Annotated in this window: 18 protein-coding genes; 12 read left to right on the forward strand and 6 right to left on the reverse strand. The window is 69.9% G+C overall.

Translation table 11 applies throughout. The annotated features are described in order from the left end of the window. Nucleotides 1-13: 13 nt before the first annotated feature. On the reverse strand, nt 14-313 hold the full coding sequence (locus NR798_RS02190) for a YiaA/YiaB family inner membrane protein (protein WP_375769719.1): 300 nt from the start codon (nt 311-313) through the stop codon (nt 14-16). Between the two features lie 117 nt (nt 314-430). Here NR798_RS02190 and NR798_RS02195 point away from each other — a divergent pair, with 117 nt between their 5' ends. Beyond that, the gene (locus NR798_RS02195) at nt 431-1,309 is read left to right on the forward strand and encodes a LysR family transcriptional regulator (RefSeq protein WP_375769720.1); all 879 of its coding nucleotides are present in this window, start codon (nt 431-433) and stop codon (nt 1,307-1,309) included. Between the two features lie 36 nt (nt 1,310-1,345). Here the strand turns inward: NR798_RS02195 and NR798_RS02200 are convergent, their stop codons facing one another. Further along, on the reverse strand, nt 1,346-1,498 hold the full coding sequence (locus NR798_RS02200; protein WP_375769721.1) for a hypothetical protein: 153 nt from the start codon (nt 1,496-1,498) through the stop codon (nt 1,346-1,348). 194 nt (nt 1,499-1,692) lie between these two features. Between NR798_RS02200 and NR798_RS02205 the strand changes: the two genes are divergently transcribed. Beyond that, nucleotides 1,693-2,052 (forward strand): hypothetical protein, encoded by a 360-nt coding sequence (locus NR798_RS02205; protein ID WP_375769722.1) that lies wholly within the window; start codon nt 1,693-1,695, stop codon nt 2,050-2,052. Between the two features lie 45 nt (nt 2,053-2,097). Here NR798_RS02205 and NR798_RS02210 read toward each other — a convergent pair whose 3' ends face one another. Further along, nucleotides 2,098-2,472, reverse strand: coding sequence for a hypothetical protein (locus NR798_RS02210; protein ID WP_375769723.1), 375 nt, complete (start codon nt 2,470-2,472; stop codon nt 2,098-2,100). Between the two features lie 191 nt (nt 2,473-2,663). Between NR798_RS02210 and NR798_RS02215 the strand changes: the two genes are divergently transcribed. The 10 genes from NR798_RS02215 to NR798_RS02260 all read left to right on the forward strand — a co-directional run bounded on the left by NR798_RS02215 (nt 2,664) and on the right by NR798_RS02260 (nt 13,144). Then, on the forward strand, nt 2,664-3,182 hold the full coding sequence (locus tag NR798_RS02215) for a hypothetical protein (protein WP_375769724.1): 519 nt from the start codon (nt 2,664-2,666) through the stop codon (nt 3,180-3,182). A 104-nt stretch (nt 3,183-3,286) separates the two neighbouring features. Further along, entirely contained in the window at nt 3,287-4,030 is a 744-nt protein-coding gene (locus NR798_RS02220; RefSeq protein WP_375773710.1) for an MlaE family ABC transporter permease, read from the forward strand. Nucleotide 4,031: 1 nt separating this feature from the next. Further along, a complete protein-coding gene (locus NR798_RS02225) occupies nt 4,032-4,853 on the forward strand; it encodes an ABC transporter ATP-binding protein (RefSeq protein WP_375769725.1) in 822 nt (273 codons plus the stop codon). Next, a complete protein-coding gene (locus NR798_RS02230) occupies nt 4,850-6,100 on the forward strand; it encodes an MlaD family protein (protein ID WP_375769726.1) in 1,251 nt (416 codons plus the stop codon). Before NR798_RS02225 ends, NR798_RS02230 begins: the two co-directional genes overlap by 4 nt. 95 nt (nt 6,101-6,195) lie before the next feature. Beyond that, nucleotides 6,196-7,650, forward strand: coding sequence for a ferritin-like domain-containing protein (locus tag NR798_RS02235; protein WP_375769727.1), 1,455 nt, complete (start codon nt 6,196-6,198; stop codon nt 7,648-7,650). A 34-nt stretch (nt 7,651-7,684) separates the two neighbouring features. Beyond that, nucleotides 7,685-9,097 carry a hypothetical protein gene (locus tag NR798_RS02240; protein ID WP_375769728.1) on the forward strand — a complete coding sequence of 471 codons (1,413 nt, stop codon included), beginning with the start codon at nt 7,685-7,687 and terminating at the stop codon, nt 9,095-9,097. Beyond that, nucleotides 9,094-9,966, forward strand: a complete 873-nt coding sequence (locus NR798_RS02245; protein WP_375769729.1) for a hypothetical protein — start codon at nt 9,094-9,096, stop codon at nt 9,964-9,966. The genes NR798_RS02240 and NR798_RS02245 overlap by 4 nt, the downstream gene beginning before the upstream one ends. Further along, the gene (locus NR798_RS02250; RefSeq protein WP_375769730.1) at nt 9,950-11,308 is read left to right on the forward strand and encodes a radical SAM protein; all 1,359 of its coding nucleotides are present in this window, start codon (nt 9,950-9,952) and stop codon (nt 11,306-11,308) included. The genes NR798_RS02245 and NR798_RS02250 overlap by 17 nt, the downstream gene beginning before the upstream one ends. A 5-nt stretch (nt 11,309-11,313) precedes the next feature. After that, on the forward strand, nt 11,314-12,765 hold the full coding sequence (locus NR798_RS02255) for an NAD(P)/FAD-dependent oxidoreductase (RefSeq protein WP_375769731.1): 1,452 nt from the start codon (nt 11,314-11,316) through the stop codon (nt 12,763-12,765). 46 nt (nt 12,766-12,811) lie between these two features. Beyond that, complete coding sequence (locus NR798_RS02260; RefSeq protein ID WP_375769732.1) at nt 12,812-13,144, forward strand: MazG nucleotide pyrophosphohydrolase domain-containing protein; 333 nt, start codon at nt 12,812-12,814, stop codon at nt 13,142-13,144. A gap of 5 nt (nt 13,145-13,149) precedes the next feature. Here the strand turns inward: NR798_RS02260 and NR798_RS02265 are convergent, their stop codons facing one another. From NR798_RS02265 to NR798_RS02275, 3 genes are all read right to left on the reverse strand, one after another. Continuing rightward, nucleotides 13,150-14,391, reverse strand: a complete 1,242-nt coding sequence (locus NR798_RS02265) for an OmpH family outer membrane protein (protein ID WP_375769733.1) — start codon at nt 14,389-14,391, stop codon at nt 13,150-13,152. A gap of 219 nt (nt 14,392-14,610) precedes the next feature. Continuing rightward, a complete protein-coding gene (locus NR798_RS02270; protein WP_375769734.1) occupies nt 14,611-14,865 on the reverse strand; it encodes a hypothetical protein in 255 nt (84 codons plus the stop codon). A gap of 73 nt (nt 14,866-14,938) precedes the next feature. Beyond that, complete coding sequence (locus NR798_RS02275; protein WP_375769735.1) at nt 14,939-15,262, reverse strand: hypothetical protein; 324 nt, start codon at nt 15,260-15,262, stop codon at nt 14,939-14,941. Nucleotides 15,263-15,410 lie beyond the last annotated feature (148 nt).

Raw genomic sequence — 15,410 nt, forward strand, 5'->3', positions numbered from 1 at the left:
GGGGCAGGTGGGCTTACTTGAGGCTGCCGACCGGGTCCACCTCGGCGAGCAGCTTGGTGACGCGGGCCTCGTCGATGCGGGCGGTGAGGCGCTCCTGCTCGTGCTGGTCGCGCACCGTCTTGGACAGGCTGAAGGTGGAGCCGATGGTGAAGAGCAGGCCCATGCCCAGGAAAGCCTTCTGCCAGCCGTCGATGGGCAGGTGGTAGATGCCGATGGCCATCACGCCGACGGCCAGGGCGAAGGAGAGCCAGGTCTGGATGACCCAGGCACCACTGTGGGTCGGCTGCACGGCGGCGGTGTTGGGGCGGGACATGGTGGGCCTCTTTGGGAAGAGCGCTTCCGGTGGAAGCGCGTTGACGAGACACAACATGCCCCCGTTCCTCGCAAACTGCATGGAACTAATGGCTCGTCCTTCGATAAGCTCCAGTCAATGATTCAGCTCCAGCGGCTCGAGGGCTTCTACTGGGTGGCTCGCTGCGAGGGCTACGCCCGGGCGGCGCGCGCCTTCCCGTACCCCATCACCCAGCCGGGCGTGCACCAGCAGGTGAAGCGGCTGGAGTCCGAGCTGGGCGTGCGCCTCTTCGAGCGCGTGGGCAAGGACCGCGTGGTGCTCACCCCGCAGGGCCGCGCGCTCTACGAGTACCTGGCCCCCTTCTACGAGGGCCTGCCGGTGCTGGAGCGCTCGTTGCGCACGGGGACGGTGGGCGGGCGGCTGCGCATCCACGCCTCGGGGCACACGCTGCGCCACCTGCTGCCTCCGTGGCTGCGGCGGTTGCAGGGCCAGCGGCCCGACATCGAGGTGGCCCTCTTCGAGGCGAAGGTGCCCGCCGTGTCCCTGGTGCGCTCGGGCGAGGCCGATCTGCTGGTGGACCACCTGCCCGAGGTGCCCGCGGACCTGGAAGCCCAGCAGGTGGGCAAGACGCGCGCCTTCCTCGTGTTCCCGTCCAACCACCGGCTCGCGCGCAAGGGGCCGCTGAGCCCCGAGCAGTTCCGGGACGAGCCCTTCATCACCTACAGCTCGGATCCGCAGTTGAGGGACCTGCAGCTCGCGGCGCTCTCACACTTCGGCGTGGTGCCGCAGCGGATGTACGCGGCGGACTCATCCGAGACCATCCTCGGCTTCGTCGCGGCGGGACTCGGCTACTCGCTGCTGGCGTCGCTGCTGCCCCGCGGACCGAAGGTGCCCGGCGTGGTGGCGCAGCCGCTCGACGAGCCGGCTCGCGAGTTCCCCATCTACGCCGCCTGGCGCAAGAGCCCGCAGCGCAACCCGCTCATCGACGCCCTGCTGGGGCTCGCTCCCAAGCCTTGAGGCGGGACGCGGCCTCTCCAGCGGGCGGCCGACTGCCTACTTGTCCGCCTTGGGGGCCTTGGTCTCCGGGCCCTTCTGCTCCTCCTTGATGGTGCCCAGGCTGTTGCTCCACCACTCCGGGCACAGAAGGATGAAAAGGCCCCCGAACACCAGCATGCCCACCAGCGAGACGATGACGACTTCTCCCATTCGTTCCTCCACACCGCCCTGAGGCCAGGACGGCCACATTCCTCTACAACAACCGGGGAGGCGGTGGAGTCCCAGCGGCGAGCTCCTGCACGAATGGCCGCGGCCACCGCCTCGTGACGCGGCATGTCAGGCCCCGATGGTACGCCGGGTCCATGGGTTCGCGCGACCTCGCGTCCCATTCCTGGAGGAGTTTCGTGAAGAAGCTGTCGATGCTGCTCGCCACGCTCACACTGGCCTCGGCGCCAGCCTTCGCCGCCGACTACAAGTGCAAGGGCAACCGGGTGGAGAAGGGCGGCGCCACCCAATACACCGTGCGCACCTCGGGCCCGGACATCACCATCGAGAAGGGGGGCGGCACCCGGGGCAAGGCCGTCAAACGCGGCAATGACTACGCCGTCGAGGTGGGCGGCAGCACCCAGGCCACCATCGAGAATGGCCGCATCTACAAGGGCGGCTCCACCTGGAGCTCGGTGAGCGAGGCCCAGCGCGTCTATGACTGCCCGGACATCGTCGCCGCCACCCTCTGGGTGCTCGAGCAGAAGGGGCAGCTGTAGTCCCTCACCGGCCCGCCGTGAGCACTACGGCGGGCCGCTGTGCGCTCACGCCCGGCGGCGCAGGCGGAAGCGCCGTAGGGGGTTGGTGATCGGCCCCGCCGCCTCCTGCGGCACGTGCTGGAAGTAGGCGAAGCGGAACTCCGCCCACAGCACGATGTAGGCCACCCCGAAGATGGCCGTGGCCACCACCGACCACCACGACACCCCGAAGGCCAGGCTCACCAGCGCCGACAACAGGCACACCACTCCAATCCCCAGGGCGACGTCCCGGCGCCGCGGTGTCTCCGACATCGCCAGGCCCATGGAGACGAGCGACATGGCCAGCAGCAGCCACGCCAGCCCGAACGCCTCCCGGGCATACAGGAGGGCGATCGACAGCAGGAACAATCCCAATCCGAAAAGCCCCAACCCACCGTCCATGAGGTGCCTCCTCCTCCGGAGTTGCCAGAAGCAAGGGTTCAGGCCCTAACATCCGCATCTGTCCACCAGTGGAGGAACGCTCGGCGCGGCGTGCGCCTGGCACGTCCGGCAGCCCTCCGCGTGGCGGGGATTCAACCTTTCATTCCCGCCGCAACTCACCGCCTCTTGCACGGGTGCCTACCCTCGCCCCGATGAGCAGGGGTGTCCTCCGTCACGTCCTTCCGCTGTTGTTGCTGCTCGCGTCCGCCGTGGGCTGTCACCGAGGGGTGCGTTTCGAGAACCAGGTGTTCTCCAAACCCGGGGTGCGCTACCGGCTCGGCGCGCTGCCGCCCGTCTGGGCGCGGGTGAAGCTCTCCAACAACGACCTCGCCTGGTACACCCCGGAGACGGGCCACGCCCTGTCGGTGAACTCCACCTGCCGCGAGCACGAGGACGCGCCGCTGGATGTCCTCACGCGCCACCTTCTCATGGGCTTCACCGAGCGGTTGGAGGTGGAGCAGCAGAATGTGGTGGTGGATGAGCGCGAGGCGTTGCGCTCGCGCTACCGGGCCAAGCTGGATGGCGTGCCGGTGGAGCTGCTCTTCCTGGTGCTCAAGAAGGACCAGTGCGTCTACGACTTCACCTACGTGGCGCCGCTGGGGCGCTACGAGGAGCGGCTGGCGGGGTTCGAGTCGCTGGTGCACGGCTTCCACGCGGAGGAGGCATCATGACGACGGAGGCCAGGCTGCATCCCCCGCACCACCGCCACCACCGCCCGGTGGAGACCTCGCAGGCGGGGGCCATCAACCCGCTGGGCGGCTCCTTCACCCACCGCATGAAGGTGCGGCTGGAGCGGCTGGGCGCGCTCATGGTGATGACGGGCCAGGTGGCGGTGCGCTCGGTGAGTCCGCCCTTCTCGCCCTCGGCGCTCGTCTACCAGGTGGAGGCGCTGGGCGTGCGCTCGCTGCCCATCGCCCTGCTGACGGCCACCTTCGCGGGGCTCGTCATCTCCCTGCAGTTCGGCTTCTTCCTGGGGCGCTTCGGCGTGCAGTACACGGTGGGCCGGGTGGTGGTGCTCACCCTGTTTCGCGAGCTGTCCCCGGTGCTCATCGCCCTCACGGTGGGGGCGCGCGTGGGCTCGGGCATCGCCGCGGAACTGGGCTCCATGACGGTCACCGAGCAGGTGGATGCCATCCGCGCCCTGGGGGCGGACCCCTTGCGCAAGCTGGTGGTGCCCCGGGTGCTCGCCTGCCTGCTGCTCATGCCCGCGCTCACCGTGCTGGCCGACGTCATCGGCATGCTGGCCGGCGCCTTCGTGGTGAACATGCAGTACGGCATCTCCTACCACCTCTTCTTCCAGGGCGCGCTGCAGACGGTGTTGATGAGCGACTTCATCTCGGGCGTCTTCAAGGGCGTCGTCTTCGGGGGCATCGTCGGGGTGGTGGGCTGCTTCCGCGGGCTCACCGTCGAGGGCGGCACCGAGGGCGTGGGCCGCGCCACCACCCAGACGGTGGCCATCACCTCCGTCTCGGTGTGTCTGGCCGACTTCTTCATCACCAAGCTCACGCTCTACCTCTGAGATGCTCTTCCGCCACCGCACGTCCCGCCTCCAGTTCCAGCCGCCCCGGCGCGGCGAGGAGCTCATCCGCTTCGAGCACCTGCGCAAGTCCTTCGGGCCCAAGCACGTCTTCGACGACCTGGAGCTCTCCGTGTACGCGGGCGAGACACTCACGGTGATTGGGGGCTCGGGCACGGGCAAGAGCGTGCTGCTCAAGTGCCTCATCGGGTTGCTGCGGCCGGATGCCGGACGCATCCTCTTCGAGGGGCAGGATCTCACCGGCTTCCGCGAGGAGGACTTCATCGACGTGCGCCGGCACGTGGCGATGGTGTTCCAGGGCGCGGCGCTCTTCGACTCGCTGACGGTGGGGGAGAACATCGCCTATCCGCTGCGCGAGCACTTCCCGGACATGCCGCCCGAGGAGCTGCGCGAGCGGGTGGCCCGCAAGCTGGCGTTGGTGAACCTGCCGGGCATCGAGGACATGCGGCCGGCGGACCTGTCGGGCGGCATGAAGAAGCGGGTGGGGCTGGCGAGGGCCATCGCCACGGACCCGGAGGTCATCCTCTGGGACGAGCCCACCACGGGGTTGGACCCCGTCACCACCGAGACCATCAACCAGATGATTCGTTCCATGCAGCAGCAGCTCGGGTGCACGTCCATCGTGGTGACACACGACATGGTGAGTGCCTTCTCGCTCTCCGACCGGATCGCCATGCTGGCCAACCGGCGCATCGCCCAGGTGGGGACGCCGGAGGAGATGAGGGCGTCCACGGTGCCGGAGGTGCGGGCCTTCCTGGACGCGCGGCGGCATGAGCTCCGGACTCAGGAGGAGGTGGCGCGATGAGCCTCTTCAGCACGACATCGGCGGAGAAGCACCAGGCGCTGCGGGTGGGCCTGTTCGTGGCGGTGGCCCTGGCCCTGGCCGGCCTCATCGTCTTCCTCATCGGAGACGAGACGCACCTGTTCGAGCAGGAGGTGAGATACATCACCTACTTCGAGAACGTGGAGGGCCTGTCGGACCAATCCCCCGTCTGGTTGGGAGGCAAGGAGGTGGGGCGGGTGGAGGGCATCGACTTCCCGTCCAAGCCCGGGGAGACGCGGCTGGAGGTGCGGCTGCGGATGAGCGCGGAGAACGCGCCGCGGGTGCGGCAGGACTCGGTGGCGCGGCTGTCGAGCCTGGGCGTGCTGGGCGACAAGGCGGTGGACATCACCATCGGCTCGCCGGACAAGCCGCAGCTGCCCGAGCAGGGGGTGATTCCGAGCGCGCGCGGGGCGGACATGTCCTCGCTGATGCGCAGCGCGGCGCAGGTGATGGAGGACACCGTGGCGGTGAGCCGCATGGTGCGCAAGTCGGTGGAGGAGTTCGCCACGCCCCAGGTGTCCGAGGATCTCGCCGCCAGCATGAGCAGCCTGCGCAGGCTGCTCGAGGAGGTGGAGAAGGGGGACGGCGCCCTGCACGCGCTCATCTACGACAAGCAGACGGGCGAGGAGGTGCGGCGGCTGGTGGCCAATGCCTCGAATACGGCGCTGCGGATGGAGCGGGCGTTGGGGCACGTGGAGGGGCTGCTCGACGAGGTGCACAACGGCGACGGCTCGGCGCACGCGCTCATCTACGGCCAGGATGGCATCAAGGCGCTGAGCGAGCTGGGAGCGGCGGCGGGGCAGCTCGCGGTGCTGATGGAGGACGCCAAGAAGAACCCGGACGGCGCGTTGCACCAGCTCGTGTATGGGAACTCGGGCAACATGCTGGCGGACCTGGGCAGCGCGGCGGCGGACATCAAGCAGATTACGGCCATGGTGGCGCGGGGCGAGGGCTCGCTGGGCGGCATCCTGAAGGATCCCACGGTGTACGAGGATCTGCGGGAGGTGGTGGGCAACGTGCGGCGCAACCGGGTGCTGCGCACGCTGGTGCGCTTCGCCATCAGCAACAACGAGAACGTGCAGTACGTGGGCAGGCCCATCGAGCCGCCGAAGGATGATGCGTCCCGGACGGGAATCGGTGGCGCGGGCGCGCCCACGCCGGAGCCGCAGAAGCCGCCGCTCATCCTGCCGCTGCCGCCGCCGGTGCCTTCGGGAGGAAACACTCCCTAGAACGGAATATCTCCTTCCAAGACGTCGTGGATTGACTTTCACCGGACCCTGGTGGTCTCGTGAATGGGCTGCATCCACGACGTCGCGGAGGGGACATGCGTTCACGGATGAGCAGGCGCCTGGGCTCGATTCTTCAGTTCGAGCGGGCTCCGGAGCTTCGCAACCTGGCGGTGCGAGCCCGGGGGGTGAAGCCCCTGATACGCAAGGAGCCGGAGCTCCCTCCCGGATATTCCTGGCACGACTACGCGGTCCTGCTGCTGCACATCGCCGCCGAGGTCGAGCACGCCCTGATGGTGCAGTACCTGTACGCCGCCTATTCGCTGGGTGGACCGCAGGTGCCCGCGAAGCACCGCGACCGGGTGCGGCACTGGCAGGAGGTGGTGCTGGGCATCGCCAAGGAGGAGATGGGGCACCTCATCACCGTCCAGAACGTGCTGCGCCTGATTGGCGGGCCGCTGAACCTCGACCGCGAGGACTACCCCTGGGGCAGCGAGTTCTACCCCTTCGAGTTCAAGCTCGAGCCGCTGACGAAGGACTCGCTCGCCCGCTACATCTTCGCGGAGGCGCCGGCCGGCTGGGATGACGAGGAGGCGCGGGAGATCAAGAAGCGCGCGGCGAAGGGGACCACCACGCAGCCCCTGCACCGCGTCGGTGAGCTGTATGACCGGATGCAGAAGATCCTCGACAACCCAGCGTATGTGAAGGACGCGGACTTCCAGGCCTCCACCACGACGTTCCAGGCCTCCTGGGACGAGTGGGGGCGCGGTTACATGCGCGGCGCCCGGGGACAGAGCACCACCACCCATCGCCAGACGACGCCCGATGTCATCGTCAAGCCGGTGAGCAACCGGGACGAGGCCGTCGAGGCCCTGGCCGCCGTCGGCAAGCAGGGCGAGGCGCGCTTCTACGACCCGGACGTGGACGAGCAGTCGCACTTCCGCCGCTTCCTGGAGATCTACCGCGACTATCCCGAGGGCGAGTGGGTGCCCACGCGGCCGGTGCCCATCAACCCGAAGACGGAGCTGGACCTGGACGCCGACCGGGTGGTGGTGGGCTCCCTCAAGTCCACGTCCCGCGCGGCCGCCGCCCCCCGGTGCGTCACCATCACCCACCCCGAGTCCTCCCGGTGGGCGTACCTGTTCAACCTGCGCTACCGGATGCTGCTGGTGAACCTCTCGCATGCCTACGAGCTCGCCGGAGCCCTCGGCCAGGGCGAGGTGCTCACCGCTCGCGGCCTGCTCATCAACCGCACCTTCGGCGAGATGTACAACGTGCGCTCCCTCTCCAACCTCCTGGTGGAGCTGCCGCTGGACACGTCGGGGTCGGGCGCCATGGCCGGGCCTCCCTTCGAGATGCCCTACTCGCTGGAGCTGCCCGCCACCGAGGCGGACCGGTGGCGGCTGCACCGCGACCTGCTCGAGGCCTCCCAGCACCTCACGGCGGAGCTGCGCAGGCAATACCCCCAGCGCCACACCGACTACCTCCGCGCCCTGGAGGACCTGGACGCGCAGGCCCTCGCCAGCGTCCGCAAGATGATCCCGAAGTCCTGAGCCGCACCCGCTCCGCCTCACCGGAGGAACTGGCGTGACCATCAAGGAATTGCGAATCCTTCCCCCCCTGGCCATCGCGCGTCTCGGCGCCGCCTCGGAGCCGCTCGACAACTACGAGCTCGAGGTGGACCCCGAGGATCCGCTCGGCTTCCGGCGCCTCAAGCCGGCCCCCACCTTCCGCGTGGACCCGGTGACGGGCGCCATCTCCCAGGCCTTCCTGCCCAAGGAGATCCGCTTCAAGTCGTCCGAGGGCCACATCCGGCCCGTGGCCCCGTTCCTCGAGGTGTGGGCCGTCACCTCGAAGGACAGCCTGGTGCCGCTCACCCTGGAGCTGCTCGCCGAGAACGGGCTGGGCCCCTCGGACGTGAAGTGGGAGGTGCGCGTCGGCAACATCAAGATCTTCCGGCGCACCGGGGAGCGCAACGACAAGATCCTCGCGAGCACCGGGCGCTTCTCCGACCACGCCCTCCATGAGCTGGAGGGCCAGTGCCGCAACTTCCGGACGGGCAAGGTGCTGCCGCTGGGCTCGGTGCGCTACCTCCGGCCCACCGAGGAGTTCCCGGAGATCCGCCTGCGCTTCACCCCCGCGCACGGCAAGGTGTACGGCTCCAGCCATGACCTGAAGGGCGCGGATGGCAAGTCCAACCCGGACGAGAACATCGCGGACGTGCTCTATGACCCCAAGAAGGGCACGTGGCAGGGCTACGCCGAGAGCGCGGGCCCCACGCTGACCATGCCCGCGCAGATCTACGCCGGCTACCAGCGGGTCAACAAGAAGGGCGAGCAGGAGCAGGTGAGCTACGGGTACATCGACGACGAGTGCGATGGCCTGGTGCACGTGCAGCTCAAGCTCAAGGGCGCGGCCGAGCCGCTGAAGGCCTTCGCCCGCATTGGCGCGGGGCCGCCCGCCTTCGCTCCGGACAGCTTCCCGGTGCGCACGGTGGCGGATGACCTGGAGCAGGCGCTCCTCGGCCCGGAGGCCAACCCGCGCGAGGCCTCGCTCGAGGCGGCCGAGGACATCGTCCGGCGGGCCTTCGAGACCATCCGGCTGATGAACACCGCGGTGATGAACGGCAACACGGTGAATGGCCAGGTGGACGTGGCCAGCACCATGGTGCGCCAGGACACGGGGGACACCGGCCGCCTCTTCGAGCCCATCATGGCTCCCTCGCTGGTGGACAACCTCACCATCAAGTCCCTGCACCAGAACGTCTTCACGGCGCTGCGCAGCGGGGCGGCGCCCTGGTTCTCGGACGTGCTGCGGCGCCACGACGAGGTGGGAGACTTGAGCAACAAGGGGCGCCGCAAGATGCCCGCGCTGATGCGAGGCGCGGACGGGCGCGCCCTGGCGCTCACCCGCAGGCAGGTGGACATCATCCGCAAGGCCGCGCGCAGGGCCCAGTTCCAGCAGACCACGCCGGACAAGGACGGGGGAGAGAAGGAATGAAGAAGCTCGATCCGAAGAACCTGTCCGCGCAGCTCCATTACCGGGCCGCCGGCAATCCTCCCGGCACGCTGCCCTCGTCCGCCATCTCCAACTGCTTCCCGGGGCTGGAGTTCGACTTCCGCAACGTGTGGCGCCGCATCTTCGTCGGTATCACCCTGCACGAGGCGGACAACTACGTGCTCGACGCGGAGCCCCACCTCGAGCGCCTGGTGGGCCACCGGCTGTTGCGCGTGGACGGGCTGCCGCTCGTCGTGCCCGTCATGGGCCCCCAGAGTCCCGGGGCGGACCCCATCCAGCTCACCACCTCGCTCAACCCCGAGGGCGTCACCTTCATGGAGTGGTCCAACGCCCTGGCGGAGCTGCTGCACACCAAGGCGGGCAAGAAGGTGCGGTGCGAGTTCACCCTGAAGGAGTCCGAGCTGCCGGCCGCCATCCCCACGGACAAGAAGCAGCTGCTCGTCGAGGAGCTGGAGCTGCGGCCCCTCTTCGCGCGGGGCGAGCAGGGCCCCCTGGCCGTCATCGCCCAGGAGCTGGCCGAGCCGGGCGAGCTGACCCAGGGCCTGTGCTCGCCGTGGCAGAACGACTACCGCGAGTGCGCCTGCTACTACTGGGCCGCGAGCCGCCCGGACTACGTGAGCGTGGAGCAGGGCCCGCAGGGCACCAGCGTGGGCATCAACTGGCTGCAGAAGGACCGGAGCCCCGAGGCCCCCCAGCAGTACGTGCTGGACAACCGCGATGACAGCCGGCTCGTCTCGTATGACGACCTGTTCCGCCACTGGCAGGAGTCCCTGCACTTCCAGGTGGAGGGGCGCGACCAGGACATGGTGGCCCTGCCGGAGGGAGAGGCCCCGGATGCACGCTCCAAGTGAGGCGCGGCGGCTCTTCTCGCTGTCCACGCCTCAGGCGCCGTCCGTGCACCTCTTCCAGACGGAGCAGGGCCGGCACCTGCTGGTGGTGAACGGCAGCCGCCTCTTCGACGTGGACGCCGAGGTGTTCGAGGCCCTGGAGCGTGCGCGGCTGGCGCGGGACGAGGCGTCGCTGCAACGGCAGCTGGAGGCGCTGGGCGTCTCCGAGGCCCCCTTCATCGATGACCAGCCGGTGGAGTCGCCGCCGGTGCGGGCGCTCTCGCTGGCGGTGGCGCAGAAGTGCAACCTGGGCTGCACGTACTGCTATGCGCAGCAGGGAGACTTCGGCGGCCCGGCGCGCAACATGCCACTGAGTACGGCGCTGGAGGCGGTGGACCTGCTGCTGAGCGACGTGGGCCGGGGTGAGCGCGTCAACCTGTCGTTCCTCGGAGGCGAGCCCCTCTTCAACCGGAGCGTCATCCGAGCCGCGACGCAGCGGGCCCAGGAGCAGGCGCGGGCCCGGGGCGTTTCGCTGACCCTGTCGCTCACCACCAATGGCACGCTGCTGAACGCCGAGGACGCCGACTTCCTGGAGGAGCACGGCTTCGCGGTGACGGTGAGCCTGGACGGGCTCCAGGAGACGCATGACCGGCTGCGCGCCTTCAAGGGCGGCCAGGGCAGCTTCGCGCGGGTGATGGAGAACGTGGCGCCGTTGCTCTCCCGGCAGCGGCGGATGCAGGTCTCCGCGCGCGTCACCGTCACGCCGCGCAACCTGGCGCTGCGCGAGACGCTCGACGCGTTCGTGGACATGGGGTTTCACAGCGTCGGCTTCTCGCCCATGCTCAGCTCGCCCACGGGGCGTGATGAGCTGGGACACGCCGAGCTGGAGGTGATGCTCGAGCAGATGGTGGACTGCGGGCGGGAGTTCGAGCGGCGGCTCATCGCCGACCAGCGCTACCCCTTCTCCAACATGGTCAACGCCATGCGGGAGATCCACAAGGGCACCCACCGGCCCTATCCCTGCGGAGCCGGCGCGGGCTACCTCGGCGTCTCCGCCAGCGGCGAGCTGGCCGCGTGCCACCGCTTCGTGGGAGACGAGGAGGGCGCCATGGGCGACCTGGCCACGGGGGTGGATCGGGCGCGGCAGGCGCGCTGGCTCACGGAGCGTCACGTGCATCGCCAGGAGCCGTGCCGCTCGTGCTGGGCGCGGTACATGTGCAGCGGCGGGTGCCACCACGAGGTCATCCAGCGCGGGCGCCCCGCCTGCGACTACATCCGCGGCTGGCTGCACTACTGCCTGGAGGCCTACGGCCGGCTCTCCCACGCCCGGCCGGACTACTTCGGCCTGGCCCCCACCGCTGGGTGAGTGGCGTGGAGGCACGGCTCGAGACGGAGGTGTGCGTCATCGGCGGAGGGCCAGCGGGGGCCGCGCTCGCCCTGCGGCTGGCGCGGCTCGGCCATGACGTCTGTGTCGTGGAGCGTCACGCCTTTCCCCGGCCCCACGTGGGGGAGTCGCTGACGCCCGGAGTGTGGCCGCTGCTCGACGCGCTCGGGGTGGTGGAGGCGGTGCGGCGGGGAGGCTTCCTGCCCGCGCTGGAGGCGCTCGTCCACTGGGAGGAGCCCACCGGCAGGCGCGTGCGCGGGCGGGCGGGAGCGCCCGGACTGCTGGTGGACCGGGGGCGTTTCGATGCGCTGTTGCTGGGCGCGGCGGCCTCGGCGGGCGTGAGGGTGCTTCAGCCGGCCCTGGCGCAGCGGCCCGAGCGGGTGGCGGGCGGCTGGGAGCTGCCGGTCCTCCACGAGGGGAGGCGGCGGCTCGTCTCGGCGCGGTTCCTCGCGGACGCGAGCGGGCGCACGGCGTGCTTGGGCGGACGGAAGCTGGCCGTCTCCGCGCGCACCCTGGCGTTGTATGGCTATTGGCGGGGGGAGACGCCCCACGGCCCGGAGACGCGCGTGGAGGCGGGGCCGGATGGCTGGTACTGGGGCGCGCACCTGCCGGATGGCACCTTCAACGCCATGGCCTTCATGGACCCGGAGCTGCTGCGCGAGCGGGGCATCGGGCGGCGGACGCTGGAGTCCTTCTACCGGGAGCTGCTGGGCCGCTCGGGTCTGTTGGAGGCCTGGACGGCGCCCCGCCTGGTGGGGAGCGTGTCCGCCTGCGACGCGACCTGTTACCGCGACACCGTGCCCATCGAGCGGGACTGCATCAAGGTGGGCGAGGCCAGCTTCTCCATTGATCCGCTGTCCTCCTCGGGTGTGCAGAAGGCGTTGCAGACGGCCCTGAGCGGCGCCGCGGCGGTGCACACCCTGCTCGTCCGGCCCGAGCACGCGGAGGCTGCGCTGCGCTTCTACACGGAGGATCAGCGCTCCTCCGCCGAGCAGCACGCATCCTGGGCGGCGGGGTACTACCGGGAGCCCCGGAGCTACCAGGACCGGCCCTTCTGGAAGCGCCGGGCCCTCGCGTTGGCCCCCGCGGCCCCGCCCGAGGTGAGGCCGCCGCTGGGGGAGGACGGCCTCGGCCATCGCCGCTGGCGCCTGGCGAGCGAGGCGGCCCTGGTGGACACGCCCTGCATCGTCGGAGACGTCATCGAGCTGCGCCGGGCGCTGAGCCATCCCCGGTTCGCGAGACCTGTGGCCTGGCTCGATGGCGTCGAGCTGGCGCCGCTCGTGGAGTTGCTCGGCGAGGCGCCCGGCGAGGGACTGACGATGCCGCAGCTCGCGGACAGGTGGGCGAGGCAGGTGCCGCTCCGGCGGGGTGTTGCCATCATGGGCTGGCTCTACCGTCAGGGACTCCTCACGGAGGTCACCGCGAACGCTCCCCGTTGAGCGCCGTGGTTGACAGCCAGGAGTCCCGCCAGCGAGGAAGGAAGACATGATTACGCTCCCCGAAGGCGCGGCGATGAAGGAGTACCAGCGGTACATCCACGAGCTGGAGACGATGCACGGATGGTTGAAGGTGGACCTGGTGCACAACTGTTTCCTCATGGGCGAGGAGATGGGCGAGCTGTTCAAGGCGGTGCGCCGCTACAACAAGCTCTTCGACGAGGGCCAGGGCACGCCGACCGAGCAGGCCCGGGCGAACCTCGCGGAGGAGCTGGTGGACGTCTTCAACTACCTGCTGGCCATCTCCAACCGCGTGGGCGTGGACCTGGAGCAGGCGTTCCGGGAGAAGAACGCGAAGAACCAGCAGCGCACGTGGAGCTGAGGCGGCTACCGGCTGGCGACCAGCACCTGCCGGGCTCGCCCCGGGACGGAGCAGTACAGCCGTAACACGTCCGGAGTCTCCAGGGGCTCCGCCAGGGACTGGCACCAGCGCAGCAACTCGCGCAGGGAGGCGTCGTCCTGGAGCCGCCACCGCTCATCGGTCGCGACGCGGTGGCGGATGCGGGCCAGCGCCGCGGTGGAGACTCCAGCCAGGGTGCCCGTCCGGGTGATGAAGTACAGGCGGCGCAGGAAGGGGCCGGGGCCGGGCTCCCGCCGGAAGTGATGGAAGGAGCCGGGTGCGAAGACGAAGCGCTCGCCGTCCTGCTCGTGCACGGCCTCGCGGTCGAAGTGCCCGGAGCGGAAGTGGCGGGTCCGATACTCCAGCGGCTCGTAATGTCTTTCATCCCCCGTGAACCAGGCGAGGTTCTCCTGGCGGCGGCGGAAGCCGTGGGCCAGGTCATTGAGGTTGCGCTTCACCTCGACCAGGGCGAGCACCTCCACCGGCTCCCCGGCGCGGCGCGGCTGACGGATGAGGAGTTGGTCGAGCTCGGTCCTCGCGGCCCCGAGTCCGACGCCCGTGAGCACCCGGAGCCGCGCGGTGGACTCGGTCCGCACCAGCTCGGGCACGATGTGCTGCCACGTCAGCGCGAGGGCCTGCTGCTCGAAGCCTCCGCCCGCGTGCACGGAGCGGCGCCCCTGGTTCAGCAACAGCTCGGCCAGCGCGGCTTCCGCGCGCTCCAGCCCGAGGCGCGAGCGGAGTTGCTGCAACTCCGCGCGTAACCGGAGCAACTCCTGTCGCGGAGGGCTCTCCCGGGTCAGCTGCTCCTGCTCGCGCTGAAGTGCCTGCTGTCTATCTTGGAAGGCCTCGAGCTTCCGCCGCAGGCCCGGCTGCGCTTCTGGCTCGGCTCGCTCCAGTGCGGTACCCAGCCCGGCGATGGCCTTGCCGCTCCGGGTGAGCTCCTCTTCCACCTGGAGCAGGCGCGCCGCGTGGGGCGAGGCCTCGTCCGCAGCGGCGGCGTGACGGCAGGCCCGCTCCAGCGCACGGAGCTCGGGATGGGCTCGCCGTAGGTCGCGGATGCTGACGCGCTGGACGAAGGCTGTGTCCGATTCCCAGAAGGGTAACTGGTGGGTGAGCCAGTGGCGGAAGCCCTCCAGGTCGAGGCCGCGCAGGTCGACAGCCTGCCGCAGCAAGCGGCGCAGCTCGCGTGTCCCTCGGACAATGGACAGGGTGGAGGGGGAGGGCGTCATGGGCGAGCAGAGACACCGTCAGCGTAACTGCTCCACTGCCGCATGCGCGAGGGCCGCTTTTCTCCCAGCGCCAGAGGACCCCTCTCCATCTCGCAGCAAAGAACGGGGCACCTTCCGGCCGCGCGGCGTGCCGACTGGTCCGACTGTCGGACCAGTTGCTCCTGCTCGCGGCCGGGACCTCCCCCCTGAACGGAATTACTTTGCTTGGCTCAGGCAGGGTCAGGCGGCCACGAGGGGTTCTCCTGCCGCCGCGCGCACGGGAACGGCCCGCATGCGGTCCGCCGTGGGGCTGAAGGCCATCGCGCGGGCCGTCCGGTACACGCAGTGGCCGGTGAGCGCGAGCGAGCCCGTGAATCCGATGAACGCGAAGATCGCCCCGCCGTGGCGGACCTCGAGGATGAGCGAGGCGATGGTGAGGGCGTAGCCCAGGGCGTACAGCGCGAACGTCTTGAGGGAAGTGGGTGGGGTCGTCATGAGAAGTACTCCTTGCCGCGAGGGGGTCTCTCTCACAGATGGGGGTACTTCCCGGTTGTGACGGGACTCTTCCCTACCAATGCGCGAGGAACGACACGAGCAGGGCGGCCAGGGCCATGATGCCGATGACGGTGAGGGCCGCGGGCGTGCCCTGGAAGATGGAGCCGAAGTTCTCCGGGGCCTCGTGGCGTCCATGGGGCGTGCGCTCGACGATGGCCCGGTCGATGAGCAGCACCGTGAGGCTGGCCGCGAGCCAGAGGCCCACGGCGAGCCAGGGCACCGAGCGCAGCAGGTAGCCCAGCACGACGCCTCCGGCGGCAATGGCATACGCGACGGCGTACGCCACGAGTGTCCGGGTGGTGAAGTAGGGACTGGGGCGGCTGGTTCCGCGGACCATGGCGTACTCCTCTCCCCCTCGTCGCCGCAAACGTGGGGAGTCACCGGCAGGCGGGCAATCCCAGCCTGACGGAGACGTGGAGACCGGTTCACGCCCGGCCGCCTCCTGGACGAGCGGCACGGCGTCCCCCCGCCGTCCGCCCGGAGGT

This window comes from Archangium gephyra (assembly GCF_042230915.1).
Classification (GTDB): domain Bacteria; phylum Myxococcota; class Myxococcia; order Myxococcales; family Myxococcaceae; genus Archangium; species Archangium gephyra_B.

What these genes read in the sequence shown, in the direction of transcription:
- NR798_RS02230 (WP_375769726.1), top strand. Translation starts at nt 4,850, where the DNA reads ATGAGCCTCTTCAGCACGACATCGGCGGAGAAGCACCAGGCGCTGCGG.
- NR798_RS02270 (WP_375769734.1), bottom strand. Translation starts at nt 14,865, where the DNA reads ATGACGACCCCACCCACTTCCCTCAAGACGTTCGCGCTGTACGCCCTG.
- NR798_RS02250 (WP_375769730.1), top strand. Translation starts at nt 9,950, where the DNA reads ATGCACGCTCCAAGTGAGGCGCGGCGGCTCTTCTCGCTGTCCACGCCT.
- NR798_RS02210 (WP_375769723.1), bottom strand. Translation starts at nt 2,472, where the DNA reads ATGGACGGTGGGTTGGGGCTTTTCGGATTGGGATTGTTCCTGCTGTCG.
- NR798_RS02200 (WP_375769721.1), bottom strand. Translation starts at nt 1,498, where the DNA reads ATGGGAGAAGTCGTCATCGTCTCGCTGGTGGGCATGCTGGTGTTCGGG.
- NR798_RS02245 (WP_375769729.1), top strand. Translation starts at nt 9,094, where the DNA reads ATGAAGAAGCTCGATCCGAAGAACCTGTCCGCGCAGCTCCATTACCGG.
- NR798_RS02235 (WP_375769727.1), top strand. Translation starts at nt 6,196, where the DNA reads ATGCGTTCACGGATGAGCAGGCGCCTGGGCTCGATTCTTCAGTTCGAG.
- NR798_RS02260 (WP_375769732.1), top strand. Translation starts at nt 12,812, where the DNA reads ATGATTACGCTCCCCGAAGGCGCGGCGATGAAGGAGTACCAGCGGTAC.
- NR798_RS02215 (WP_375769724.1), top strand. Translation starts at nt 2,664, where the DNA reads ATGAGCAGGGGTGTCCTCCGTCACGTCCTTCCGCTGTTGTTGCTGCTC.
- NR798_RS02265 (WP_375769733.1), bottom strand. Translation starts at nt 14,391, where the DNA reads ATGACGCCCTCCCCCTCCACCCTGTCCATTGTCCGAGGGACACGCGAG.
- NR798_RS02225 (WP_375769725.1), top strand. Translation starts at nt 4,032, where the DNA reads ATGCTCTTCCGCCACCGCACGTCCCGCCTCCAGTTCCAGCCGCCCCGG.
- NR798_RS02220 (WP_375773710.1), top strand. Translation starts at nt 3,287, where the DNA reads ATGAAGGTGCGGCTGGAGCGGCTGGGCGCGCTCATGGTGATGACGGGC.
- NR798_RS02190 (WP_375769719.1), bottom strand. Translation starts at nt 313, where the DNA reads ATGTCCCGCCCCAACACCGCCGCCGTGCAGCCGACCCACAGTGGTGCC.
- NR798_RS02275 (WP_375769735.1), bottom strand. Translation starts at nt 15,262, where the DNA reads ATGGTCCGCGGAACCAGCCGCCCCAGTCCCTACTTCACCACCCGGACA.
- NR798_RS02195 (WP_375769720.1), top strand. Translation starts at nt 431, where the DNA reads ATGATTCAGCTCCAGCGGCTCGAGGGCTTCTACTGGGTGGCTCGCTGC.